The 25,271-nt window shown below is 71.6% G+C and carries 14 protein-coding genes and 1 pseudogene; 5 read left to right on the forward strand and 10 right to left on the reverse strand.

Translation table 11 applies throughout. The features are described from left to right. Positions 1-1,147 (forward strand): annotated as a pseudogene (locus AOK01_RS31830) (hypothetical protein); the annotation flags it as partial. Here AOK01_RS31830 and AOK01_RS44180 read toward each other — a convergent pair. The 5 genes from AOK01_RS44180 to AOK01_RS44495 all read right to left on the reverse strand — a co-directional run bounded on the left by AOK01_RS44180 (position 1,096) and on the right by AOK01_RS44495 (position 5,497). Next, entirely contained in the window at positions 1,096-1,254 is a 159-nt protein-coding gene (locus AOK01_RS44180) for a DUF6760 family protein (RefSeq protein ID WP_169800167.1), read from the reverse strand. The pseudogene AOK01_RS31830 and the gene AOK01_RS44180 overlap by 52 nt on opposite strands. Further along, positions 1,251-1,736 (reverse strand): hypothetical protein, encoded by a 486-nt coding sequence (locus tag AOK01_RS31835; protein WP_055517760.1) that lies wholly within the window; start codon positions 1,734-1,736, stop codon positions 1,251-1,253. The genes AOK01_RS44180 and AOK01_RS31835 overlap by 4 nt, the downstream gene beginning before the upstream one ends. Then, positions 1,736-2,179 carry a phage tail protein gene (locus tag AOK01_RS31840; RefSeq protein WP_055517761.1) on the reverse strand — a complete coding sequence of 148 codons (444 nt, stop codon included), beginning with the start codon at positions 2,177-2,179 and terminating at the stop codon, positions 1,736-1,738. Before AOK01_RS31840 ends, AOK01_RS31835 begins: the two co-directional genes overlap by 1 nt. A 160-nt stretch (positions 2,180-2,339) precedes the next feature. Then, entirely contained in the window at positions 2,340-3,920 is a 1,581-nt protein-coding gene (locus AOK01_RS31845) for a phage tail sheath subtilisin-like domain-containing protein (RefSeq protein ID WP_055517763.1), read from the reverse strand. Positions 3,921-4,042: 122 nt separating this feature from the next. Then, positions 4,043-5,497 carry an eCIS core domain-containing protein gene (locus AOK01_RS44495; protein ID WP_055517765.1) on the reverse strand — a complete coding sequence of 485 codons (1,455 nt, stop codon included), beginning with the start codon at positions 5,495-5,497 and terminating at the stop codon, positions 4,043-4,045. A gap of 245 nt (positions 5,498-5,742) precedes the next feature. On the opposite strand from AOK01_RS44495, the gene AOK01_RS31855 reads away from it, so the two are divergent. Both AOK01_RS31855 and AOK01_RS31860 read left to right on the forward strand, forming a co-directional pair. Then, positions 5,743-7,170, forward strand: coding sequence for an RICIN domain-containing protein (locus tag AOK01_RS31855; RefSeq protein ID WP_055517766.1), 1,428 nt, complete (start codon positions 5,743-5,745; stop codon positions 7,168-7,170). A 90-nt stretch (positions 7,171-7,260) separates the two neighbouring features. Further along, a complete protein-coding gene (locus AOK01_RS31860) occupies positions 7,261-8,706 on the forward strand; it encodes a COG1470 family protein (protein WP_055517768.1) in 1,446 nt (481 codons plus the stop codon). Between the two features lie 98 nt (positions 8,707-8,804). Here AOK01_RS31860 and AOK01_RS31865 read toward each other — a convergent pair whose 3' ends face one another. The 4 genes from AOK01_RS31865 to AOK01_RS31880 all read right to left on the reverse strand — a co-directional run bounded on the left by AOK01_RS31865 (position 8,805) and on the right by AOK01_RS31880 (position 18,107). After that, positions 8,805-14,252 (reverse strand): hypothetical protein, encoded by a 5,448-nt coding sequence (locus tag AOK01_RS31865; protein ID WP_055517770.1) that lies wholly within the window; start codon positions 14,250-14,252, stop codon positions 8,805-8,807. A gap of 240 nt (positions 14,253-14,492) precedes the next feature. Next, the gene (locus AOK01_RS31870) at positions 14,493-16,619 is read right to left on the reverse strand and encodes an ATP-binding protein (RefSeq protein ID WP_055517771.1); all 2,127 of its coding nucleotides are present in this window, start codon (positions 16,617-16,619) and stop codon (positions 14,493-14,495) included. Beyond that, the gene (locus AOK01_RS31875; protein WP_055517773.1) at positions 16,616-17,272 is read right to left on the reverse strand and encodes a Pvc16 family protein; all 657 of its coding nucleotides are present in this window, start codon (positions 17,270-17,272) and stop codon (positions 16,616-16,618) included. Before AOK01_RS31875 ends, AOK01_RS31870 begins: the two co-directional genes overlap by 4 nt. 166 nt (positions 17,273-17,438) lie before the next feature. Continuing rightward, the gene (locus AOK01_RS31880; protein ID WP_055517774.1) at positions 17,439-18,107 is read right to left on the reverse strand and encodes a helix-turn-helix transcriptional regulator; all 669 of its coding nucleotides are present in this window, start codon (positions 18,105-18,107) and stop codon (positions 17,439-17,441) included. A gap of 308 nt (positions 18,108-18,415) precedes the next feature. Between AOK01_RS31880 and AOK01_RS44185 the strand changes: the two genes are divergently transcribed. After that, positions 18,416-21,970: a LuxR family transcriptional regulator gene (locus tag AOK01_RS44185; RefSeq protein ID WP_055517776.1), complete on the forward strand. Its 3,555-nt coding sequence runs from the start codon at positions 18,416-18,418 to the stop codon at positions 21,968-21,970. A gap of 39 nt (positions 21,971-22,009) precedes the next feature. Beyond that, positions 22,010-22,552 (forward strand): GNAT family N-acetyltransferase, encoded by a 543-nt coding sequence (locus tag AOK01_RS31890; protein WP_055517777.1) that lies wholly within the window; start codon positions 22,010-22,012, stop codon positions 22,550-22,552. Positions 22,553-22,585: 33 nt separating this feature from the next. Here AOK01_RS31890 and AOK01_RS31895 read toward each other — a convergent pair whose 3' ends face one another. Beyond that, the gene (locus tag AOK01_RS31895; RefSeq protein WP_055517778.1) at positions 22,586-24,877 is read right to left on the reverse strand and encodes a (Fe-S)-binding protein; all 2,292 of its coding nucleotides are present in this window, start codon (positions 24,875-24,877) and stop codon (positions 22,586-22,588) included. Positions 24,878-25,271: the final 394 nt, after the last annotated feature.

The following is a 25,271-nucleotide window of genomic DNA, read 5'->3' on the forward strand; positions in this document are numbered from 1 at the left end:
CCGCTGGACGTTGACCGCCGGGCGGCCGGGAGGAGTCGCCGCGCTGCCGGGTGTCGTCCTGCCGGGGCCGTTCGGCGTACTCGCGGTGGGGGTGGCCGCCGCTGTGGCGCCGGAATCGGCCGCCGCCCGCTGGACGTTGACCGCCGGCCCGCTGGAAGGGGGCGCTCCGCCGGTGGACGCGGGCCTGACGGGACCGGTCGAACCGGTCTGGCCGGCAGAGGTGGAGGTGGAGGCGCCCGAGACGGGCGGTGCTTCCACCGGACCGCGCCGCGGTGCGCTTGCGGCAGGGGTCGCCGTCGCCGGGGCCGGTGCCTCCGCGGAGGGCGCCCCCGGACCGGCGGAGCCGGACGCCGTACCGCTCGATGCCGTACCGCTCGACGGCGCGGCAGTCGGCGTTGCGGCAGTCGGCGTCGCGGCAGCCGACGGTCCGGGCGCGGCCGGAGTCTGCCGCCGGGACGCCGGCAGGGCCCGCCGCTGTACGGCGGGTGAGGCGGCCGACCTGGTCAAGGAGGTCTGCCGGTGGGGCCGGGGCGGCACGGCGGTCACCCGGGGGCCCGTCGGACGGGAGGCCATGACCGGAAGGGACGCGCGCTGTACCGGTACCGGCTGCGCGTCGCCGCTCTCCTGGAGGCCCCTCTCCTGGACCGGGACGGCCTCTGGAGCGGCCTCGGGAGCGGTGGTCGCCACCGGCAGGACACGCGAGGGCGCTTCGAGTCCGGCGACGGGCCGTCCGGCCGACGACGTGAGCGCGTTCCTGATCAGCCCGCCCGGTGCCCCGTCGAGGACGGCGTGGGACAGGGTCCCCATGAAGGAGGGGTTCTGCCAGGTACTCAGCCGCCCCCCGAACCCGGAGTCCGCGACCCCGGTCCGCCCCGCGGCGGCCCGTTGGATCGGCGGCAGCCCCGACCAGCCGACCACCGGGGCCGGCCCGGCGCCGGCGGGCGTACCGGTACCCGCGCGCGTATCCGCTCCCGTGGGAGAGGAACCGCCGTTGCCCGAGGCCGGGTTCGCCTCGGAGGCCGAGGTCGCCCCCGGCCCGGTACGCGCGGCGGACGCCGCCGAACCACCCCTCAGTCGGTCGAGGAACCCCACTGGTCAGCCCTCCGCCCCGCCCCGTGTCACCAGGGCAGCGATCTGTTCCGTGTAACGGCGGCGATCCTGGTGTTCGAGGTCCAGGATCGTCTCCAGGCTCCAGTGGAAGTGGTAGGCGACGTACGCGATCTCCTCATGCAGTCGGTCGGTCGCGTACGTCACGATTCCCCCAGGCGGCTCCCGCCGAGTTCGACCTCGAAGGGCTCCGAGCAGTGGGGGCACTCCACGGCGGCGCGGGTGTGGCCCTCGGCGTTGACCTGCCGGTAGAAGTCCTGCAGGAACGCGAGGTCGGAGGCGAACATGTTCTCCACCACCCCGTCGTGCACTGTAGCCAGCGAGCCGAGGCGGGTGATGACCCGGCCCAGCAGAACCACCGACAGGTAGGCGGGGTTTTCCTGGACCCGGACGTCCCGCAGCGGGATCAACTCGTCCCGGGCGGTGGCGAGACGCATCACGCCGTCCCGGTGCACGGTTCCCGAAGCGTCGACATAGCCGCGCGGCAGCTCGAAGGGAAACTCCGTCAGCAGCCGCTGGGGCGCCGGGGCGGACGCCGGAGCAGCGGTCTGCTCCGGCACCTCGGCCGTTACCGGCGCCGGTGCGTCCACGATCGGACCCGCACCCAGCCTGCCAGTGGATCGGCGCATTACTCGATTTCCAGTTCTTCGAAGACGATGGTCACGGTCTCGGTGAGCGCGGCGGCCTCGCCGGCCTTCAGGGAACTGGCGTCGACCTTGCTGCACCAGGCGTTGCGCATGTTGTACCGCTTCACCGGGGTGTTCTGGTAATCCATCATGATGATGCTGGCGTTCTTGCGGGCCGTGCTCATCTGGCCCGCGATCGAGTCGTTGATCCACGTGGTGAACGCCGGGGACGCGGTCATGCCGCGCACCACGGTGCACTGCCCGGACTTCTGCACGCCGGGCATCACGGCGGTCTCCTTCTGACCGCCCGCGGTGTTCGACATGCTCGTGATGACGTCCTGCTCCATGGTGAGGCCGCTGACCTCGGTGAGGTACTCGACCATCACGCCGTCGATCTGGAGACCGAAATTATGTGAAGTTAGGGAGTCGCCCGGGCCAAGACTCATCTGTTCTCTGTCCTTCTGCGTGTTCTTGTCGGTGGCGTACGAAGCGGCGTACGAACTCGCGTACGCCGGGTCCTGCGGGTGGTGTCAGCTCCTGCCGTCGCCTTCCCGGTGGACGGGAGGGCGACGACAGGAGCCGGGGTACGGCGGAGGGGGCTGCCTACTACTCCTCCAGTTCTCCGCTGCCGCTGGAGAACTGGGCCAGCCGGAAGATCACGAACTCGGCGGGCTTGACGGGGGCGATGCCGATCTCGCAGATCACACGCCCGAGGTCGACCGACTCCGGGGTGTTGGTCTCGTCGTCGCACTTGACGTAGAACGCCTCTTCCGGCCGCTGGCCGAAGAGGGCGCCGCTGCGCCACTCGTTGACGAGGAACGCCGAGATGTTGCGCCGGATCCGTGCCCACAGGTTGTGGTCGTTCGGCTCGAACACCACCCACTGCGTACCGAGGAGGATCGACTCCTCCAGGTAGTTGAAGTAGCGGCGCACGTTCAGGTAGCGCCAGGCCGGGTCGGAGGACAGGGTGCGGGCACCCCAGACGCGGATACCGCGGCCCGGGAAGGCGCGGATGCAGTTGACGCCGATGGGGTTGAGCAGGTCCTGCTCGCCGCGGGTGATCTGGAGCTCCAGGTCCACCGCGCCGCGTACGACCTCGTTGGCGGGCGCCTTGTGCACACCGCGCTCGAAGTCGTTGCGGGCCCAGATGCCGGCGACGTGGCCGCTCGGCGGGGTCAGGCGGGTCTGGCCGCTCGCCGGGTCGAAGATCTTGACCCAGGGGTAGTACAGCGCCGCGTACTTGGAGTCGTAACCCGCGGTCTCCTGACGCCAGACCCGGATCTGCCGGGCGTTCAGGCTGGGCGGCGGGTCGATGACGGCGACGCGGTCGCCCATCAGCTCGCAGTGCGCGATCAGACCGAGCTGGACCGCCTTCACGGCCTCCAGGTCGATCGCACCGCGCTGGTAGGCGGCCATCAGGTCGGGGACGGCGACCATGGAGATCTCGTCCACGGCCTCCAGACCACCGAAGCCCGTGCGGTCGGCGGAGTCGCCGAGGTACTGGGCCGGGCCCGGGTGGGAGTCGTCGGAGCCCGCGGGCACGACGGTGCCGGAGGCCGAGGGGGCCACCAGCGACACGGTCTGGTTGTCGGGCCTGGCCAGCTGCGCGCTGGGCGCCGCCTCCGTCACGGTGATGAGCTTGGAGCGCTCCTTCACCTGCGTGACGACGTAGTTGCGGCCACCCTTCTTGGCGCTCACGTCGAAGGACTCGACCGGCTTCTCGCCGTCCTTGACGATCAGCTTGAAGCGCTCGGCGGGGCCCTCGCCGTCGGCGTCCGCGACCTCGACGGTGAGCGAACCACCGGCGACGGCGGTCACGTTGAAGGTGCCGAGCTGCTTCGGCTCGCCCGCGGTGAGCGCGGCCTGGCCGGCGGAGCCGGTGACGGCCGCCGGAGAGGCACCGTTCGAGGGCGAGCCCTCGGCGGAGCCGCCGACGCGCACGACGTAGGCGGCGCTGCCGCCGTTGTTGAAGAACCCGTACACGGAGTGTGCGAGGTAGAAGCCGTCGGTGAAGGCACCGAAGGACGCGACGTACTGCGACCAGTTGGTCACCAGGGTCGGCTCATTGAGCGGACCGGTCGGGGCGAGCCCGACGAAGGCCGCCACTGACGTGCCCACTCCCTCGATGGGACGCGAGCCGCTGGCCACCTCCTCGACGTATACGCCGGGTGACAGGTAGGACGGCATGCTCTGCTCTCCTCGGGGTACGAGACAGGTCTTCTTCGACTTTCGCGCGCGCAGCGCGTTCGTCGAAACGTCCTGCGGTACCTGATCGAGGGCAGAGAAGTTGCCCCGGGGGGCAACCGGTCCTAGGACGTGCCCTTGTAGGTGACCAGCCGCCAGGCGACCTCGCCTTGCGAGATCGCCTTGTTCAACGCCTTCACGGCATCACCGATGGCGGGATAACCGGGCTTCTTCGCCGCGAGCTGCTTGTAAGCCTGCTGGGCCTTGGCCAGGCGCTTCTCGGCATGCTTCTTGTGGTTGGCGTCCTTGGGGTGCGCCACTTCCTCCTCGGCGCTCCGGACGTCCGCCTGCGCCTTGGCCACGTTGGCCGCCAGGCTCTCGTTGTCCTTGGTGGTCTTCTTCACCTTCGTCGAGTACGTCGCGGCTTCCCCGACACCGGTCGACAAGATCTTGCCGTCGGCCTTCTCACCGCCGCCGGCCGCCTTGAGGAGTGCGTCGACGGTGGGCATCGGGCTGCCGTCCGCGCGGGTCTGCGTGGTCCGGTAGAACTCGACGAGGTGGGTACCGGAATTCGCTTTGTTGCTGAGGTAGCCCTCGGAGTACTTGCGCTCGGGCGAGAAGCCCTGGTACGAACCGCCCTGCGCGAGAGCGCCCGACATGAGGCTGTCGAACTCGTCCTTCTTCATGCCCCGGTAGAGCGGCTCCGGGTCCACGCCTCCCCCGATCGAGGGGACCTCGTACTTCACGAAACCGGTGTCGCCTCCCAGAGCGCGCGACGTCGCACCCGGCATGAGGCCCAACTCGGCGGCCGAGGCCGTGGCGGCTGCCGCGCCCGCCCGCTGGACGACGGTGTCGTCGGCCGCGCGCTGTACGGCGGTCTCGGCCGGCGCGCGCTGCACGGCGCCGCCGGCTGCCTGGCCTCCGTCAGCGCCCCCGCCCGCGGCGACGGGCGCGGGGGCGGACATGACCCGGACCGCGTTGGCCTCGGCCTCGCGTTCGAACCTGTCGTTCGGGTCACTGACCTTGAGGCCGTTCCCGTTGTCCGTGGCCGACACCGGACCGCTGCGCTGCTGGATCACGTGGGTCAGCTCGTGCGCGAGGGTGACCGGGTCCTTGCCGCCCGGACCGAGGGCGACGTGGTTGCCCGCGGTCAAGGCACGCGCGCCCACCTCCTCCGTCGCTGCCCGCGCCGCGCTGTCGTCGTGCAGGCGCACATCGCTGAAGTCGGCGTTCAGCCGGGCTTCCATGTCCTTCTTGACGGGAGCGTCGAGCGGTTTGCCGGGGGACGCGAGGACCTTGTGGACGCTGGAGCTGGAGCCCTGGTGGCCACCGGAGTCCTTCGGCGCCGGCCCGTGGCCGCACATCGGGTTGTGCTCGTGCTGCTCCGGTGGTGCCATCCGCCGCGCCACGGCGGCGTTCCCCACGGAACGCTGGAGCTCCAGAATGGCCTGGGGGGACTGGTCGGAGAGAGCCCGGCCTGCGCTGAGGGCCCGGCTGGTCTCCGCAGTGAGGTTCCCCGGCTTCCTGGTGCGTGCGGCGTCCTGCTTGCCGACGGTGGACGGTTGTTTCTGCGTGCGCATGCGAAACCCCAGAGCGGCATGGAGACGGTAAATCCCCACATCTAGCGCCCTTTTCCAGATTCCGCCATGGCTGTCGGGGCAGACCTGAGGGCAGGCCGGGGCCGGCTCCGACGGCCGGGCGCCCCGTTCGCCGCCGACCGGGCCGGCGCGGGCGCCCTCAGGCCCGTCCCGACGGCCTCTTCGGGCAGTGGTCCCGGCCCCGATGCCACTCCTGGCAGAGCCAACTGCCGTTGTACCTTCAGTTTGTGAGCCTTTGGACTTCTCTGGAACCCGCCTCCGCGACCGTGGACCCGGGTGGCAGTACAACCGTGCGGCTGCGTCTGCGCAACACCGGTGACGTGGTGGACGAGTACCGCTTCGAAGCGGTCGGTCCTCTCGCACCCTGGGCCGTGGTGGAGCCGCAGTTGCTGCGGTTGTATCCGGGGACGACGGGCTCGGTGGATCTGACGTTCTCTCCGCCGCGGACCCCGGACGCGACGGCGGGCCCCAACCCGTACGCGGTACGGATCACGCCGACCGAGCACCCGGAGGCGACAACCGTTCCGGAGGGCAACCTCACGATCACTCCCTTCACGGAGGTGCGGGCCGAGCTGGTGCCGCCCACGGTGAAGGGACGTTTCCGCGGGCGCCCGAAACTGGCCGTGGACAACCTCGGGAACACGAAGCTGACGGCTTCGGTCAGTGGCAGCGACAACGGTGATCAGTTGTCGTACGACATCCACCCCTCGAATGTGCAGATCGAGCCGGGCCGTGCGGCGTTCGTGAAGACGACGCTGAAGCCGCGGCAGATCATCTGGTTCGGTTCCAAGGAGTCCCGGCCGTACACGCTGGCCGTGCAGCGGTCAGGGGTCACGCCGCTGGACGTGGAAGGCACGTACGTGCAGCGGGGCTTCCTGCCGCGCTGGCTGGCCACCTTCCTCGGGGTGTTCATGGCCCTCGCGCTCACGTTCGTGATGCTGTGGATCGCCTACAAGCCGCAGGTCCGCAGCGCCGCCACCGAGAAACTGGAGGAGGCCGGCATCAGCACCCTGGCGCCCTCCCCCTCCCCTTCACTGTCTCCCGAAGCGCCGAAGGCACCGTCCGTCGAGCCGGAGGTCAGCCAGTCCGCCGCGGAGGGCGACGGCGGAGGAGGGGGAGGGGCCCCGGCCGCGCAGCCGACAAAGAAGAAGAAGGCGGCGCCCAAGAGCGTGGTGCCCGCGTCCAATGTGCTCCTGCGGAACCCCACCACCAAGAGGTGCGCCGACATCCCGGGCAAGGACAAGGGCACGAAGCAGGGCGACGTACAGCAGTTCACCTGTGACGAGAGCACCGACGACAACCAGCTCTGGAACCTTGAGGTGCGGTACCCGAAGCTCGGCCCCGGCGGGTCCGCCCTCTTCCAGATCCGCAACGTCAAGGATCAGCTGTGCATGGACATGCCCGGCGGCGGGGCCATGCCCATCCGGACGCCGATCACCGAGGCCGACTGCGACGGCACGATCGACGACAACCAGCTGTGGTGGATCGACAAGCAGGACAGCGGCGACTACTGGATCCGCAACTACGCCAGCAACAACAAGTGCCTGGACGTCTCCGGGTTCAGCACAGGCGTCGACGAAGCGAACCTCACGCTCTACGACTGCTCCAACACCGATGACCAGGAGTGGCAGATCATCCATCCCTCGGAGGACTGAGAGCCGGGGCAGCCGGTCCCGCCTCTTCGGGCACGCATCGTGCCCCGGGGCTACCTGACCGGGCACCGCTGCTGCGTTTAACGTCCGAGAGTGAGCCTTTGGACTTCTCTGGAACCCGCCTCCGCGACTGTGGACCCGGGTGGCAGTACGACCGTACGGCTGCGTCTGCGCAACACCGGTGACGTGGTGGACGAGTACCGCTTCGAGGCGGTCGGTCCTCTCGCGCCGTGGGCGGTGGTGGAGCCGCAGTTGCTGCGGTTGTATCCGGGGACGACGGGCTCGGTGGATCTGACGTTCGCTCCGCCGCGGACGCCGGACGCGACGGCGGGTCCCAACGCGTACGCGGTGCGGATCACGCCGACGGAACATCCCGAGGCGACGACGGTCCCGGAGGGCAACCTCACGATCACCCCTTTCACGGAGGTGCGGGCCGAGCTGGTGCCGCCGACCGTGAAAGGGCGTTTCCGTGGGCGCCCGAAACTGGCCGTGGACAACCTCGGGAACACGAAGCTGACGGCTTCGCTCAGCGGCAGCGACAACGGTGACCAGCTGTCGTACGACATCCACCCGTCCAACGTGCAGATCGAGCCGGGCCGTGCGGCGTTCGTGAAGACGACGCTGAAGCCGCGGCAGATCATCTGGTTCGGCTCGAAGGAGTCCCGGCCGTACACGCTGGCCGTGCAGCGGTCAGGAGTGACACCCCTGGACGTGGAAGGCACGTACGTGCAGCGCGGGTTCCTGCCGCGCTGGCTGGCCACCTTCCTCGGCATCTTCATGGCGCTGGCACTCACGTTCGTGATGCTGTGGATCGCCTACAAGCCGCAGGTCCGCAGCGCCGCCACGGAAAAGCTGCAGGAGGCCGGCATCAGCACCCTGGCGCCCTCCCCCTCCCCTTCACTGACTCCCGAAGCGCCGAAGGCACCGTCCGCCGAAGCCTCGGCCCCATCGGTCCCGGCCGCGACCCAGACACAGGCCGCGGGCGGAGACGGGGCGGGAGGCGGCGGCGGTTCCGAGGAGAAGGAAACCAAGGCTCCGGAGAAGACCGCGGCGACCGCCGTCCAGAAACTCGCCACGCAGGACCCGGGCGGGCGGCACATCTGCTACCGGGCCTTCGTGGCGGGCGAGGGCTGGACGGACGCGGCGTGCGACGGCGAAACGGCCGGCACCGTGGGCAAGGAGACACCGCTCACGGCCCTCAACGTCGCTGTGGCCGGCACCAAGGGCACGGCCAGCGCCGCCTTCGTCCACTTCCCGCAGTCGACCAACGGCAACGGCCACTACAACGGTAAGCCGTGGTCGCACGCCGCCGACGGCATCGACAACTACTTCGGCAGCTCCAAGAAGGACGCCCCCAGCCTGCTGGGCTTCACCATCAACGTCGACGACGGCGGCGGCGCCGTCTGCGAGTCGGTCCACCTCCGCAACGCGGGCTGGCAGGACATGGTCTGCGACAAGCCCGGCGAAGGCGAGAACTTCACCTTCGCCGGCACGCTCAACAACGACGTCTGGATCGAGGCGGTCAAGCTCAAGGTGTGACCTGAGCCGCTCTCCGGCTTGCCGCCCGCGTCTGCGGGTGCGTTGGGGCTGGGCGCGCAGTTCCCCGCGCCCCTTCGGGGGCGCGGGGAACTGCTGGTTCAGAGTGTGGCCGCTGCGTTGGCCTTCTTCTCCGTGAGCAGGCCCTGGGGGTCCTGGAGCTTCGAGGCGTTCGTGGGGTCCTTCAGGAGGCGGCTGACCGCGGGCGCCGGCATCCGGATCACCACCGGCCGCGGCAGCGTGAACTCCCGTACCGCCACCGACTTCTGACCGCCCAGGCCCCGGTCGGTGACCCGCGCCACCACGCGTACGTCCAGGGTGAACTGCACGAGCACCGATGCGAGCTTCGGCTTGTGCAGCGGCATCGAACCGGCCGCGTTCGCCGCCGTGTCGGTCGCGCTGCCGGTGCTGTCGGCGTTGCCGAGAAGCTGGTTCATCCGGAACTCGGTGGCGTTGAGCACGCCCGCGCCACCGATCCCGCGCGCCGTCCTGCTGTGCTCGGCCGACTGCTGGCTGTCCACTCCGGTCGGGCGGGGCGCGTCCAGGCTGCTCTGCGCCACCGTCTCGAAGGTCATCTTGTCGCCGACTCCCAGCACCCGGCCGTCACGCAGCCGCCCGTGCAGTGCCGTACGCAGGTCCTGGCCCCGGACACCGCTCGCGTGCACGGGCGGCAGATCCACTCCGGCGGAGGTCAGCAGGGGCAGCGCCGAGATGAGCCACTCCGTGGACACCGCCTCCTGCTGGACGTGGGCCGCGGCGTCGCCCTTCCTGCTGTACCGCTTGCTGCCGTTCGCCTCCCGTACGGCACCGTCGATCAGCCTCCGTATCTCCGGCGCGCCCTTGAAGCCGTTGACCTGGGCCTCCATCGGCAGGGCGACCCCGCCGTCGTGCCAGGGGCCCATCCGGTCGGCGCGGGCGTCCTCCCGGCCCGGGGAGGCCCGCACCTGCGGTTCCCGCTCCTCCCGCGGCACCGGCTGCAGCCGGGCCAGGGCCGTGAGGTCGTGTTGCAGGATGCGATGGGTGAGCTTTTGGCCGCGGATCTCCGCCAGACCCAACCGGCCCTTGGCCGAGTGCAGTTCGAGCGACGCCGTGATCGGTACGTTCATCCGCACCGAGTGCGCCGAGGCATCGGCGACGGCCTTGACACCGATCTGGGCACGGCCGGCGGAGGCGGTCTTCCGGCCGTCGCTGCGACCGAGGCCGAGTCCCCCGGAGCCGCCCACGTTCTTCAACTGGCCGCCGCCGCCCTCGGGTTTGCCGGCCCCCGCGAACACGGCCTCGACGCCGCGGGAGTCGCTCTTCTCCTGGCTGCCCGCCCGCTGCGCCGCGGCCGAGGTGATGTACTCCATGTCGCCCACGCCGTCCGCCACCGTCTCGGCGTAGGTGCCGGGACCGCTGCGGTCGACCTTGAACACCGCCCAGTACGGCGTGGAGCGCCCGTCCATGAGCTCGACGGTGACGCCGCCGTCCATCGCCCCGGACAGCAGCCCGGCGGCCCCGTCCCGGTCGAGCACCCGGAGCAGCCGCTGCACGTTGTCGTTGCGGTCCTTGAGCTGCTGCCTGGGCAGGAGGTTCTCGGCCAGGCTCTTGTCCCGGCGGCCGAGGCTGCCGCGGAGCTGGTCCAGGAGCGGTACGAAGTCGGGGAGGTCCTCGATCGCGCCGAAGCCGAGCGGGACGTCCCGGGAGAGCTGGGGCCCTGGGGCCGGGGCACCGGTCCCGCGCCGCCCCTCCTGCCCGGTTTCGGCGCCCGCGGCCAGGCGCTCGCGCTCCGCGCCCGCCTTGCTGCTCTCCTCCTTGCTCTCCGCCTTGCGTTCCGCCTTGCTCTCCGCCTTGGCGGGCTGTTTGCCGGTCTCCGGCTCGGCGCCCGGCACGCGGAGCTTCGACGCCCTCAACTGGTCCGCCGTGAGCCACACGGCCGCCGCCCCCGGCAGCGTCCGCTCGGACTTCGCCACGTACGGGCCGCCGCCGGTGACCCCGACCTCGGCGACCATGCGGACCACCAGGTCGCAGTGGACCAGATACAGGGACTGGTCGCGCGCGGTGTGGGAGTTGCGCTCGACCGTGCCGGACAGCGTCGACGCCGTGGAGGAGCCCTCGCTCAGGGTGCGGCTCGCGGAGACCCCCTCACCGGCCCGCCAGGACGAGCCGTTCTCCATGCCCAGGACACCGCCCTGCACCGACGTACTCGTGCTGTCGGACTCCTGCCCGGTGGCCTGGTGGCCGCCCAGCACGAAGGTCTCCGTACCGGCACCCTTCGTCTGCTGTACGACCTTCGGGTTGGCCAGCGCCAACCGTGTTCCCACCGCACCGTTGAGACCTGCCGTCCGGCGCGCGTACCGCAGGTTCTTCACGACCCAGCCGGCGGACACGGCCTGCCGCAGCGCCGCGGTGACGGCCTGCGGGCTGAACCGCTCCTCGATCGCGAGCCGCGGCGCGAGCCCCTCGGTCGCCAGCGCCTTGTCCTCGCGCAGTGCCTTGTTGCGGGCGGCGGCGCTCGCAAGGAGCTCGAAGGCGAGGTCCCGGATCGGCTGCCCGTCGCCGAGGGTCTCCACCAGCGTCCAGTCCCGTACCCGCCGCGACGCCATCGCCTTCGGTTCCATGCCGGCCAGGTCGCCGATGCCCTCGGCGGCGAACGTCCGCTGCGGTGGCGCGTGTCCGGCCGTACGGGCCGCCATGGAGTTGTCCAGTTTCTCCTTCTCGTCGGCGTCCATCGTGAGCGCGGTCGGCGTGAGCAGGCGTACGTCCTGGTCCTCGACGTCCACCGAGCCGATGTGCCGGGCCTCGGGCACGGCACGGCCCGGGGCGCCGGGTGTCAGGGTGCGCTTGGCCTTGCGCTCGCGCGTGGTCATGGTGACGTCCACGTCGAGGTGCATGGACCCGTCGAAGGCGGCGGCGTTCGCGGAGCCGTTGGTCAGGATGTCCGAGCGGGTCGTCGGGCCGCCCTGGCCGCGCCGTCCGCCGGTCCAGGTCTTGTCGGCCCGCAGCGACGCGTTCAGTGCCCCCGGAATGATCCTGAACTGCCCGAGCACCAGGCCGCCCACCGACCGCGAACTGGACCGTCCGCTTTGAGTGTTGCCGGTGACTCCGGAGTGGCTGCGGACGAGCCAGTCCTTGATGTCACCGGAGTAGGTGGTGTCGCCGAGCCTGCCGGTGACCTTGATCTGCACGTCGTGCGCGTGCATACGGGACTTGCGCCGCATCCGGACCCGGATGCCGCTGGAGAGCAACTGGTCCTTGTTGACCGCCAGGTTGGTCTCGGACAGGACGGTGACCAGCTCGCGGTAGTTGCGCCGCTGTACCTCGGCGTCCTCGGGGCTCGTCTTCCCGGCCTCCCGTCCGGCGCCGAAGGCGGGCAGATAGCCGGCCAGTTGGGGATCGGTGGCGAACAGCCGCTGGATGCCGGAGAGCATGGGTCCGGTGTCGAGCTTGCTGAGCGTGACGCTCGATCCCATGGCACCGAAGGGCAGCTGACGCACGATGTCCGGGGCGTCCTCGGGCGAGACGTCGGAGGCCCGCTCCTTCTCCTTCCCCTTCCCCTTTTTGTCCGTGCCCTTGTCGTCCTTGTCCTTGTCGTTGCCGGGGTCCGCCTTCGGCTTCTTGACCATGTCGTCCGCGGTGACGCCCTGCGGCAGCGGCAGACCGAGTTCCCGTGCCTCGTCGGCCCGCAGGCTCAGCCACACGTTCATCGAGTGGGTCGCCGTCCGGTTGCCCATCCTCGCCTTCATCGCGGGGGAGAGCGGCCCTGTGCCCTCGACGGTGAGCACCACCGTGCCGTGGTACAGCACCTTTTCGCCGCGGACCTCGGCGCCCTGACGGCTGGACACCGTCTGCTCGGACACGGTGAACCGCGCGCTTCTGGCCCCGAAGGTCGGCATGGCCGTGCCGCGTACCGCGGCGGCGTTCGCCAGCACACCGACACCGATGGCGGGACCCGCCCCGAACGTGCCGCCGCGTCCCTTGCCCGCGGTGTCCGCCACCGAGTGCTGGGCCTGCTGATGCGTACGCAACTGAGTCTTGCCGATCCCCCACGCGGGCGCCAGCGAGCCGATCGCGGCCCGCATCCGGTACGTACCCACCGCACTGCCGTCCTTGGCGGTGAGGTCCTCGCCGACGACCTCCTGGCGCAGCAGCCGCGGCATGTCCTCCAGCACGGTGCTGGTGGAGGTGGCGTCGTACAGCCGGGCGCGGCCGGGGGCGCCCGGCGAGGTCAGCGAGGGGTGCAGGACCGAACGGACCTTGTCGAACAGGCCCTTGCCGCCCTGGTGCGGAGCCGCGGTGTCGGTGACCGCGACCGGGGCCAGGCTGTCGGCCCGCGCGACCTTCTTCGCGGTGCGCGGGGCCAGCGGCGCCGGCCGGGGCGCCGACACCTGGCCGGAGGCGGGGATCAGATGCTCGGTGGGCACCCGCATGGTGAGCGTGCCCGAGCCGCTGAACGACTGCTCCTCGGCCTCCTCCTGCTTCTTGATCCGGACGCCGTAACGGACCTGGCGGAGCAGTTCCACCGAGCCCTTGTCGCTGCGCAGGACGCGCGGTTCGGCCACGCTCTTCTGGGTGCGGGACTCCCGCGCGGACTGGAACGGCTGGGCGTTCAGCATGGCGGCGCCGCCGAGCCAGACGCCGGGTACGACCGGGGCGAGGCCGAACGCCATGGCGCCCACGCCACGGCTGGCGGAGTTGCCCTGGGTGTGGCCCACGGTGGCCGAGGTGTTGTGCTGGACGTCCACCTTGGTGGCCGCGCCCTCGGCCTGCCGCTCCATCTCGGCCCGGGCCGCCGCGCGGTCGCCGGCCCGTTTCGCCGTCTTGGCACGCGCTTTGAGCACGTCGGCGGAGACGAAGGTCTCGGGGCGGTCGGCGGGGGCGGGGGAGATGGTGACGGTGACGTCGTACCAGTCCTTGCCGTTCACGCCCGCCACGGAGAAGGCGCGGCCCTGTCCGTAGAAGCTCTCCGGCCGTCCGGCCAGTTCTTCCTTGATCTCGGCGACCGTCCCGCCGGAGTGCCCGACGGTGGCGGCCAGCGCGGTGCCGACGATCTCGTGTCCGGTCAGCTGCCGCGCGGTGGAAAGACCGGCGGCGGTCAGGTCCCGCAGATACGGCGGCAGGCCCAGCGGCTCCGGTTCGGGCGGCGCGCTCTCCTCGGCCTCCTCGATGGTGGGCAGCACGGACGTGAGACGCGTGGCGGGAGTGTGCTCGGGCAGTTCACTGATGGACGGCAGCCCGGCCGGGCCGGGCCGGCGCCCGGTGCGCGACGGGCCCGCGACCGTCCGGCTCGACTCGCCCACCTGGGCGCTGAGTTCCGCGCTCGGCTGCCGGGAGCCGAGGCTGCCGGGGGTGCGTGGGCCCCTGCCTCGCAGTGCCTTGGACGCCGCGGCGTTCCCCGCGCTCTGCTGCATCGCGAGCATCGTGCCCGGCGACGTGCCCGGGGACGTGCCCAGGGACGCGCCGGGTAAGGAGGGCTGGGCGACGGGGCCGCGCGGCGCCGTCTGCGGAGCCTTGCCCTTGCCCTTCCCCTTGTCGCTCGGCTCGTTCGACGCTTGCCGCTGCTGGTGCACAGTGAGCCGTCCCCACCACGGGGCAACCCCGCACGTCTGTCCGCATCGGATACATCCGGGAGGCAGCGTAACCACGGTGTGGGGTGGGAAAGGGCAGGTCACGAGGGGTGTCAGAGGATCGAGGCCGGCAGCTCACCGGGGCGTCGACGGCAGTTCATCCACATGTCATCTCAGGCCCCGGAATACCCGGTTCAGGCCCCGGAGCCCCCGCTCGGAGCTCCGGATCGGATGCCGGGACGTCTACCAGTTGCCTTCGCCGGGGACGAGACGGCCGGCCTTGCGGTACTCCCGCTCTGCGCCCTCCCGCAGGTCCTGTGTCGTGACCGCGGCGCCGCGTCCGACGGCCGCGTAGGCGGCGGTGACCACCGCGCTGCGGATCGAGCCGCCCGCCAGCTCGAAGTCCCGCGCGACCACCGACGCGTCGGTGCCCTCCGCGCACGGCACCGCCGCGAGACTGTGCCGCCACAGGGCGAGGCGCTGTCCGGCGTCGGGGAACGGGAAGTCGACCACCAGGTCCAGGCGCCGGGTGAACGCCTCGTCGATGTTGGCGCGCAGGTTGGTGGTGAGCAGGGCGATGCCGTCGAAGGACTCCAGGCGCTGGAGCAGGTAAGCACTCTCCATGTTGGCGTACTTGTCGTGGGAGTCCTTGACCTCCGAGCGCTTGCCGAAGACGGCGTCCGCCTCGTCGAAGAGCAGGACCGCATCCGTACGGTCGGCCTCGGTGAAGATCCGCTCCAGGTTCTTCTCGGTCTCGCCCACGTACTTGTCGACGATCGAGGAGAGCTGGACGACGTAGAGGTCCAGGCCGAGTTCGGCGGCGACGACCTCGGCCGACAGGGTCTTGCCGGTGCCGGACTCGCCCGCGAAGAGACCGAGGACACCGCGGCCCCGGCCGCCGCCGGCGCTGAGCCGCCAGTCACCGAGGACCTGGTCGCGGTGGCGGGCGCGCAGGGCCAGTTCGTGCAACTGCACGAGGGGCTTGTCGGGCAGGACGAGGTCCTCCCAGCCCACGTCGGGCCGGATCCGGCGGGCATGCCGCTCAAGACCCGAGGCGGACTGCTGCCGCGCGGCGAGCCGCAGATGGGCGGCCGTCACCGGGGTGCCGTCGAAGGTGGCGAGGTCCTCGGCGGCGTGCGCGGCGCGCAGGATGCGGTCGCCGCCGAGCCGGTAGGGGGCGACGGTGGCCGCGAGGTCGAAGCCGGGCTCGTCGCGCAGGGCGGCGGCCCAGACATCCACCGCGCCGGCCCGCTGCCGGGGCGCGTCGAGGACCAGCGGGTCGTGCTCGCACCACTGGGGATCGTACGGACGCGATCCGGTGAGCAGCACGGGCACGCCGGCGTCCGCCAACCCCCGTACCAGTTCGGCGGGTTTGTCCGGCAGGGCGGACGCGACGATCGCGGCGCCGCGCAGCCGGGCCTCGCGGAGGAGTTCGGGTACGCGGTCCTCGGGGCCCGTGAAGTGCAGGGCCTCGAAACCGGCGGCGCTCAGGGCGGCGGCGGCACCGGCGAGCCCGTCGCCCTCGCGGTGTTCGCGCAGATAGACGGTGAGGGGCTCGGCGCGCAGCCGGGCGGCCAGCTTGGCGGTGAACTCGTCGTCGTGCGACGCCACGGCGGTCGTGAGCCGCTGGACGTGGCCGGCGAGCGCGGTGTCCAGGGTGTCGTCGCCGAGCAGATGGGCGACGAGCCGGTCGGTCACGCGCAACGACCGGCTGAGGAAGGGGCGTTCGGGTTCCTCGACGGCCAGCAGGCCGAGCGCGGTCAGCGGCGCCGAGGGGTGGAAGCGGGCCCGCGCCCCGGCGAGGTGCACGGGCAGTCCGCACAGGTCGAGGGCGAGCCCCGTGGTGGCCCGGCGCCTGCTGACGTCGTCGTTGAGGTACCCGTACAGCGGCTCGAAGGAGCGGTCCAGGTCGGGGGCGAGGGCGATGAGCAGGATGCGGGTGTCGAGCTCGGTGAGCCCGAGGCGCACCGCGAGCAGCTCCAGCCGGTCGGTGTGGGCGGCCTCGCTGCCCGGCGCGCTCTCGGGACGGGTTCGGTTCTCGTCCCCGGTCCCGTCCCCGGTCCCGTCCCCTGCTCCGTACTCGTCCCCCGTTCCGTCCTCGAAGACGGAGGTGTGCGAAGCCGTCGTGGGGCCCAGCAGGTGGCGTACGGCCTCGTCGGAGAAGTACAGGCCGCGCAGCGGATCGTCCGCCGTGGGATCGCTCGCGCCGCGCTGGTCGACCAACTCGGCCACGCGCTCGCGCAGCCGGGTCAGGCGGAGGACGAGCGCGTCGGACGTGAGGGGAGCGTCGGACGTATGGGGGGCGTCGGACGTGAGGGGAGCGTCGGACGTATGGGGGGCGTCGGACGTGTGGGGAGTGGGGATGGTCACTTCTGCCGTTCTCCGGTGGCCGGCGAGGATTTGAGGTGCCGAGGCAGGTGCCTGCGTTCCTGCGAGCCCTCCAGCGTGCCGTCGATGCCGCGTACGCGGACGCCCGCGCCCTCCGTGACCGGGGGACCGGCGTCGTACTCGGGGAAGGCCGGGAAGGGTGCGGTGACGACCAGGTCCAGGGACGGCTTGAGTTCGCCGCCCATCGCGGACCAGATCTCGGCGAGGGACCGGGACTCGGTGTGCAGCCCGGCCACCGTGAGCGGCACGGCCAGGCCCAGCGCGCCGAGCTGGCCCGGCAGTTCGGAGGCGGCCATCAGCTCGTGGGGCAGCAGGGTGGCCAAGGCCGCGGACAGCAGCCGGTGTTCATCGAGCGGCTGCTTGGTCCAGGCGGTGACCAGGTACGACAGCCGGAACCAGCGGGGCGGCTGCCGACGGCGTACGACGATGGCGCGCTCGTCGCGGACGGACGTGTGGCCGCGCTGGCGCCGGGAGACGTCCTCACGGATGTCGTACAAGTAGGTGTTGATGGTCGGCGCGTTGCGCCGGGCCGCCCAGTCGCGGGTCGGGGCCTCGAAGGACACGTCGATGCCGGAACCCGCCAGCGCACCGCCCGCGAGCAGCCGCTTGAGGACCTCGTCCACCTCGTGGATCACCGTCGTGCTCCTGCCGTGCCGTGCCGTGTCCTACCGTGCCGTGCCGACACCGGAACCACTGTCGCAACCGATCGTGCCTCTGATACTTCCGCCTCCGCAGGCACGCCGGGGACGACCGCCGGGCAGACCGTGCTGCCCCCGCGTCCGTTTCCGATTGCCCGTTCGATCAGATGTAGCCTTCGCGGAGGGCATGTGCCACGGCGTGCGCCCGGTTGCGCAGATGCAGCCGAGTGGTGAGCCCATGCATCACGTTCTTGACAGTTCGTTCGGAATAGGACAGCTTGCTGGCGATCTCTCCGGTGTCGAGCCCCTCGGCAACGAGCCTCAGCACATCCACCTCACGCGGTGCGAGTCCCGAGGAGGGAGCACCGGGGTGGCTGCTCGCTGTGCGGTGCAACGACCCCACCTGGCTGATCAGCCGGCCGAGCAGGTCCGCGGGCAGGTCCCCGTCGCCGCGGGAGGCCGCGACGACGGCCTGCACCAGCCGGTGCGCGGTGGCCTCGTGGCGCCACACGATGGCGCCGACCCCGCACTCGATGACGTCGAGCAGTTCGGTCTCGCGGATCGTGCTCACCACGAGCACGGCACGGGCACCCTCGCTGCGCACCAGTTTGCGCAGCCGGGAGAGCGCGGTCTCGTCCAGTGTCTCGCTGATCAGCAGCGCGACCGTGTCCGGTCCGGTCTCGGTCTCCTCGCGGAGGTCGATCACCGGGTGCTGTCGCAACTGGCTGAGTGCTCCCTCACGGGTGATCGGGTCGGAGGCGTGTACCGCCACCGGTATTCGGGACTCGGGCTCGGCCGGGCCCGGAGCCGCGGTCCCAAAAGAGCTGCGCAACGGACTCCCCTATGTTCACGAGCCCGTCACCTCTGTGGCGTCCGTGACAGGCGTGCAGTCATCACACTTCTGTTGTCCGTGTGCTCGGCGCAATCGTGGAGCACCACGAGACACACCACGAGATCGGAGGCCGCGACGAGTTGATGCCGGGGTTGAGGTCCGAGTGTATGCCCGGGTCGATGTCCGGGTTGCGGCCCGGGTTGGTGTCACCGGTGTTATCGGTCTCAGTGGGTCATGTCACGCAACGCGAGCCGCCTGTTCCGTCATCCCACACAGTGGGCCGCTTCACGGCCGTGAAGGAGGCAGGGATGGACGCACCGCTGCTTGAGCGCCGGGAAGCTCTGGAGCTGGTCGCCGCCGAGGCCGGCCGCGCCCGCGCGGGAACCGGCCGGCTGGTCCTGCTGCGGGGCGCCACCGGCACGGGCCGCACCGCGCTCCTCGAAGCCGCCGCCGAGCAGGCGGAGGTGGCCGGCATGCGGGTGCTGCGGGCCCGCTGCTCGCCCGACGACACCGCGCTGCCCTTCGCCGCGGTACGCCAGGTCCTCGGTCCCGCGGCGGAGTTCTCCGACACCCGGGAGGTGCCGGACGAACGGGCCCGGGGCGCCTGGCTGTGGCGGCTGCTGCGCTCGTTCACGGCCGGCCCGCCACTCCTGATCACCGTGGACGACGTCCACCTCGCGGACGACCTCTCGCGGCGCTGGTTCGTCGACGCCGCGCGACGGGTGGACCGATTACCTCTCCTGCTGGTGGTGACCGAGCGCAGCCAGTACGACATCGACGCGCCGTCGGCCGGTCTCGCCCACGCGCTCTCCCCCGCCCTCGTCCGCACCCTCACCCTCGCCCCGCTGGGCGCCGACTCCACGACGGAACTGGTCCGTTCGGACTTCGACACGGTCCCGGAGTCCTGGGTGGAGGACTGCGTACGGGCGAGCGCGGGCAGCCCGCTGCTGCTGCGTGCCCTGCTCGACGACCTGCGGGGGACGCTGCCTGCCACGGTGCCGGAGGCGTGCGCCGCGCTGTATCCGGGGGCGTACCAGGCGGCGGTGTCGTGGTGGCTGGACAGCGCCGGGCCGGCGACGGCGGAGGTGGCACGGGCGCTGGCCGCGCTGGACGACGTCGATCGGGCGGAAGGCAATCGGACACCGTTCGACGCACCGAACGGCGAGACCGACGACGCGGCATCCGGGAACCGGGGCCGCCGCGCCGAGTTCCGGCCTGCCTACGGAGAGGCCGCCGGCCAGGGTGATGGCTCGGGTGATGGCCGGGGTGACGGTCGGGGTGAGGGTCAGGACGACCGCCTGGGCCGCCCGGCCTACGCGGCCGACCCGGTGCACGCGGCCCGCCCGGTCCGCCCGGTTCACGCGACCGACCCGGTCCGCCCGGCCTACTCGGCCCGTCCGGCCGACCCGGCCCGCGCGGCCGACTTGGCCTACTCGGCTCGCCCGGCGGACTCAGCGGACCCGGCGGACCCGGCTGGCCCGGCGGACCCGGCTGGCCCGGCTGGCCCGGCGTATCCGGCCCGTCCGACCCACGTGGCCGACCTGGCCCGCTCGGCCGAAGACGGCCGCCCGAGCGAGGGTCCGGCCGGCGCCGCGGCCGGTGACGCGAAGGAGAACACCGGGGGCTGGCCGCAGGGTTGGGCGCCCCGGCCCTCCGACGACGACCGACCCGAGGAGGTCATGCCGCCTCGCGGGGAGGACGTGTCGCTTCGCGGCGAGCACGTGTCACTTCCTGACGTGAGCCCGGCGCCTCCCGAGGCCGGCCTGGCGCCTTACTCGACGGACATGTTGTTCTCCGCGATGGGCACTTCGCCCATCGCGGAACGCGTGTCGCCTTCCGCAGAGGCCGCCGCGGGGGACGCGTCGCCGTCCGCGGAGTGCGTGTCCTCGCGGAACGGCACGGCCTCGCGGAGCGACGCGGCCAGGCAGAGCGACACGGCCTCGCACGAGCTCGCCGAGCTGCTCGGCCCGGTCGCCGACGCCGATCCGGCGCGCGTGGCGGGGTGGCTCACCGCCATGACGCAACTGGGACTCCTGCGGCCCGGCGCCGACGGCCGGCCCCGCTACGCCCATCCCCTCCTCCGGGACGCGGTGTTGAGCGGCTGGCCCGTCACCCGGCGAAGGGCGGCCCACCGGACGGCCGCCGAGGTGATGCTGCGGCGCGGCGAACGTACCGAGGCCGTGGCCGGCCAGCTGCTGAGGGCCGACACGGTCGGCGTGGCGTGGGCCAGCGGCGTCCTGCTCGACGCCGCCGCCGTCGCCGTCCACGACGGCCGCACCGCCGACGCCCTGCCCTATCTGCGCCGGGCCCTGGACGAACCGCTGCCCGACGACCACCGGCAGCGGCTCCTCACCGAGCTGGGCTCCCTGGAGTACACGACCGTGCGCTCCTCGGCCGGCATCCCGCGCCTCGCCGAGGCGGTCCGGCTGCCGGGCCTCCCACGGGACCGGGTGCGCGCGGCGGTCGCCCTGAGCACGGCGCTGACCGGACAGGGCGAGGTCCGTGCCGCGGTCGACGTGCTGCGTTCGCTGGGCCCCCACATGACGTTCCACCCCGACCTGGGCCGCACCGTGCACATCGCCTCGGTGCTGCTGTCCGACCACGACCAGGAGATCAGGCAGGAGGCCTATCACTGGCTGCACGAGACGGCCGGCCGCTCACCGGGCCTGGTCGGCACGGCGGGCCAGGCACTGCTCGTACGGTACGACGCGACGGCGGGCCTGCTCTCGGCGGACGCCGCCATGGAACGCGTACGCGCCCTCCTCGCGGAACCCGTCGACCCGCTCGCGGAGCCCTTCCTGCTGGCCACGGTCGCCGCCGTCGCCCAGTGGGCCGACGAACTCGAAGAGGCCGAACGGCTCGTCGAACGCGGTCTCGCCCGGCAGCGCCCCTCCCTGCTGCACCCGATGCACCGGGCACTGCTGAACGTACGGGCCGACATCGACGCGGCCCGCGGCGACTACGCGCGGCTGCTCGCCGCGCCCGGGGCCCGGCGGCCGGCGGGTACCGGGGGCCGTGCGGTCGGCCCGGCCAACAGCCAGGCGCAGGCGCTGATCGCGCTTGTCGAGACCGGCCGGCTGGCGGAGGCCCACCGGCTCGCGGGCGGCTTCGACCTGCGCGACGCGCCGAACTCCTGGGAGCTGAACCGGTTCCTGTACGCGCGAGGTGTGCTGCGGTCCGCCGCCGGGGACCCGGCGGGCGCGCTCGACGACTTCCTCGAATGCGGGCGCCGCCAGTCGGCCCGCGAGGTGGTGAGCCCGGTCGTCACCCCCTGGCGGACGGCCGCGGCGGAGTGCCGCCTGGCGCTCGGCCGGCCCCGGGGGGCGCTGGAGCTGGCGGCGGAGGAACTGCGGCTGGCCCAGGTGTGGAACACCCCGCGCCTGGTGGGCCGTTCGCTGCGGGTGCTCGGCCTGGCGACCGGCGGGCGGCGCGGCCTGGAACTCGCCGACCGGGCCGTGGGTGTGCTGCGGGACGCCGCCGTGGAGCCGGAGCTGATTCCCGCGCTGGTCGCACAGGGACGTCAGCTCACCGCCGCCGGGGAGCGGGCCCGCGCCCGCGACTGCCTGCGGGAGGCGGCCGAACGCGCCGAACGGCTGGGCGCCGTACGGCTGCGGGGCATCGCCCAGGAGGCCCTGCGCGAGGGCGGCGCCCGCCGCTCCGCGACGGCGCTCACCGGTTCGGGCGCGCTCACCGGCAGCGAACGTCGCATAGCCGAACTGGCCGCCGAGGGCCGCACGAACACGGAGATCGCGGAACTGCTGCACCTGGCGCGCCGTACCGTGGAGACCCATCTGACCAGCACCTACCGCAAGTTGGGCATCCGACGCCGGGGCGACCTGCCGACCGCGCTCGGCCAGGAATAACGCTTTGCGGCGTCCCGCCCCGCCGCCCACACTGATCCGGTGCTGACACGACGTGAGACCCCCGCCGACGTATCCGCCGCGCGAGCCGTGATCGCGGCGGCCTTCGCCAAGCCGGGCACCGCTGGTTCTCCGGGTTCTCCGGGTTCTCCGGACCCGGTGGAGGCGACCCTGCTCGACGCGCTGCGGACCTGCGACGGCTGGCTGCCGGAGCTGTCGTTCGTGGCGGTCGACGAGAAGGACGAGGTCGTCGGGCACGTGGTCTGTACCCGCGGACACGTCGACGGCGTCCCGGCCCTCGGACTCGGCCCGATCGGCGTGCGCCCCGACGTTCAGCGGCAGGGCACCGGCCTCGCCCTGGTGCACTCGGTGCTGGGCGCGGCCGACGCCCTCGGCGAACCGCTGGTGGCCCTGCTCGGCAGCCCCGCCTACTACGGCCGCTTCGGCTTCCGGCCCGCCACCGAGCTGGGCATCCTCCCGCCCGACCCCGCCTGGGGCGACTACTTCCAGGTCCGCACCCTGACGGCGTACGAGCCGACGCTGCGCGGCACGTTCAGGTACGCGGAGCCGTTCGACCACGTCTGAGCCGCCCGGCAGCTTCGCTCCTCGATTCCTCGGCTACTTGACGGGTTCGGGCTGCGGTGCGCTCTCCGTCTGTGCCGTGCCCGCAGGGGGCTCGTCGTCGGCGACGGCCGTCACCGAGTCGAGGAGCAGCTGGGCGACGTCCACGACCTGGATGGACTCCTTGGCCTGGCCGTCGTTCTTCTTGCCGTTGACCGAGTCGGTCAACATGACGAGGCAGAACGGGCAGGCGGTGGAGACGATGTCGGGGTTGAGGCTGAGAGCCTCGTCGACGCGCTCGTTGTTGATGCGCTTGCCGATCCGCTCCTCCATCCACATCCGCGCGCCACCGGCGCCGCAGCAGAAGCCGCGCTCCTTGTGGCGGTGCATCTCCTGCTGACGCAGGCCCGGGACGGCGGACATGATCTCGCGCGGGGGCGTGTAGATCTTGTTGTGCCGGCCCAGGTAGCAGGGGTCGTGGTAGGTGATGAGGCCCTCGACCGGGGTCACCGGGACCAGCTTGCCCTCGTCGATCAGGTGCTGGAGCAGCTGGGTGTGGTGGATGACCTCGTAGTCGCCGCCGAGCTGCGGGTACTCGTTGCCGAGGGTGTTGAGGCAGTGCGGGCAGGTGGCGACGATCTTCTTCGCCGCCTTCGGCTTCTTCGACTCCGCGGTGACCTTGCCGTCGTCGTCCGTCTCCTCGCCGAAGGCGGCGTTGAGGGACATGACGTTCTCCATGCCGAGCTCCTGGAACAGGGGCTCGTTGCCGAGGCGGCGGGCGGAGTCGCCGGTGCACTTCTCGTCGCCGCCCATGATCGCGAACTTGACGCCCGCGATGTGGAGCAGCTCGGCGAAGGCCTTGGTGGTCTTCTTGGCCCGGTCCTCCAGGGCGCCGGCGCAGCCGACCCAGTACAGGTACTCGACCTCGGAGAGGTCCTCCAGGTCGCGGCCGACGACGGGGATCTCGAAGTCGACCTCCTTGGTCCATTCGAGCCGCTGCTTCTTGGCCAGACCCCAGGGGTTGCCCTTCTTCTCCAGGTTCTTGAGCATCGTCCCGGCCTCGGACGGGAAGGCGCTCTCGATCATGACCTGGTAGCGGCGCATGTCGACGATGTGGTCGACGTGCTCGATGTCGACGGGGCACTGCTCGACACAGGCGCCGCAGGTGGTGCAGGACCACAGGACGTCGGGGTCGATGACCCCGTTCTCCTCAAGGGTCCCGATGAGGGGCCGCTCGGCTTCGGCGAGGGCGGCGGCGGGCACGTCCTTGAGCTGCTCGGCGCTCGCCTTCTCGTTGCCCTCCATGTCCTTGCCGCCACCGGCGAGGAGGTAGGGGGCCTTGGCGTGGGCGTGGTCGCGCAGCGACATGATCAGCAGCTTCGGGGAGAGCGGCTTGCCGGTGTTCCAGGCGGGGCACTGGGACTGGCAGCGCCCGCACTCGGTGCAGGTGGAGAAGTCGAGGAGGCCCTTCCAGGAGAACTGCTCGACCTGGGAGACACCGAAGACGTCGTCGTCACCGGGATCGGTGAAGTCGATGGGCTGCCCGCCGGAGGTCATCGGCTGGAGGCCGCCCAGCGCGGTCCCGCCGGTCGCCTCGCGCTTGAACCAGATGTTGGGGAAGGCGAGGAAGCGGTGCCAGGCGACACCCATGTTGGTGTTGAGCGAGACCACGATCATCCACACGAACGAGGTGCCGATCTTGATCATCGCGACGAGGTAGACGAGGTTCTGGAGCGTGCCGAGGGAGAGTCCCTTGAAGGCGAGGACCAGGGGGTACGAGGCGAAGTACCCGGCTTCGTAGCCCTCGACGTGGTGGATGGCGCCCTCAAGACCGCGCAGCACGTAGATGGCGAGGCCGATGGTGAGGATGACGTACTCGACGAAGTACGCCTGACCGGACTTGGAGCCGGCGAAACGGGACTTGCGGCCGGCCCGCGAGGGCAGGCTCAGCAGCCGGATCACCATGAGCACGGCGATGCCCAGGATCGTCATCACGCCGATGAACTCGATGTAGAGCTCGAACGGCAGGAACTCACCGATGACCGGCAGTACCCAGTCGGCCTTGAACAACTGCCCGAAAGCCTGGAGGAGGGTGGGCGGCAGTGTCAGAAAGCCGACGGCCACGAACCAGTGGGCGAAACCGACGATGCCCCACCGGTTCATCCGGGTGTGACCGAGGAACTCCTTCACCAGCGTCACGCTGCGCTGGTAGGGGTTGTCGGTCCGACTCCCGGCGGGCACGGGCTGGCCGAGCTTGAAGTACCGGACGAACTGGCCGATGGCGCGTGCGAGCAGCGCGACGCCGACCACGGTCAGGACCAGCGACACGATGATCGCGGCGAGTTGCATTTCGGGGCTCCTCGGGCCTGCGAGGTTTCATTACTAAGCGGTAACTTACGCAGTCCTCTGAGACTACCCACTCCCGCCCCCGCACTGTAGTCAGCCCCACGGTGATCTGCGTCGCTGAGGCACACCTGACCACGCCCCCTAAGGGTGCGGGGAACTGCGCGCCAAGCCCCCACCGTCCCGCAGACGACACCCGCGCGGCGAAGGCGGGCCCCGCCTCAAAGGGGCGCGGGGAACTGCGCGCCAAGCCCCCACCGTCCCGCAGCCGACATCCAGGCGACGAAGGCAGGACCTCGCTCGAAGGGGCGCGGGGAACGGCGCGACTGACCCCCACGCCCCCGCAGACGACACCCGCGCGGCGAAGGCGGGCCCCGCCTCGAAGGGGCGCGGGGAACTG

The sequence above is a fragment of the Streptomyces aurantiacus genome (assembly GCF_001418335.1).
GTDB lineage: Bacteria > Actinomycetota > Actinomycetes > Streptomycetales > Streptomycetaceae > Streptomyces > Streptomyces aurantiacus.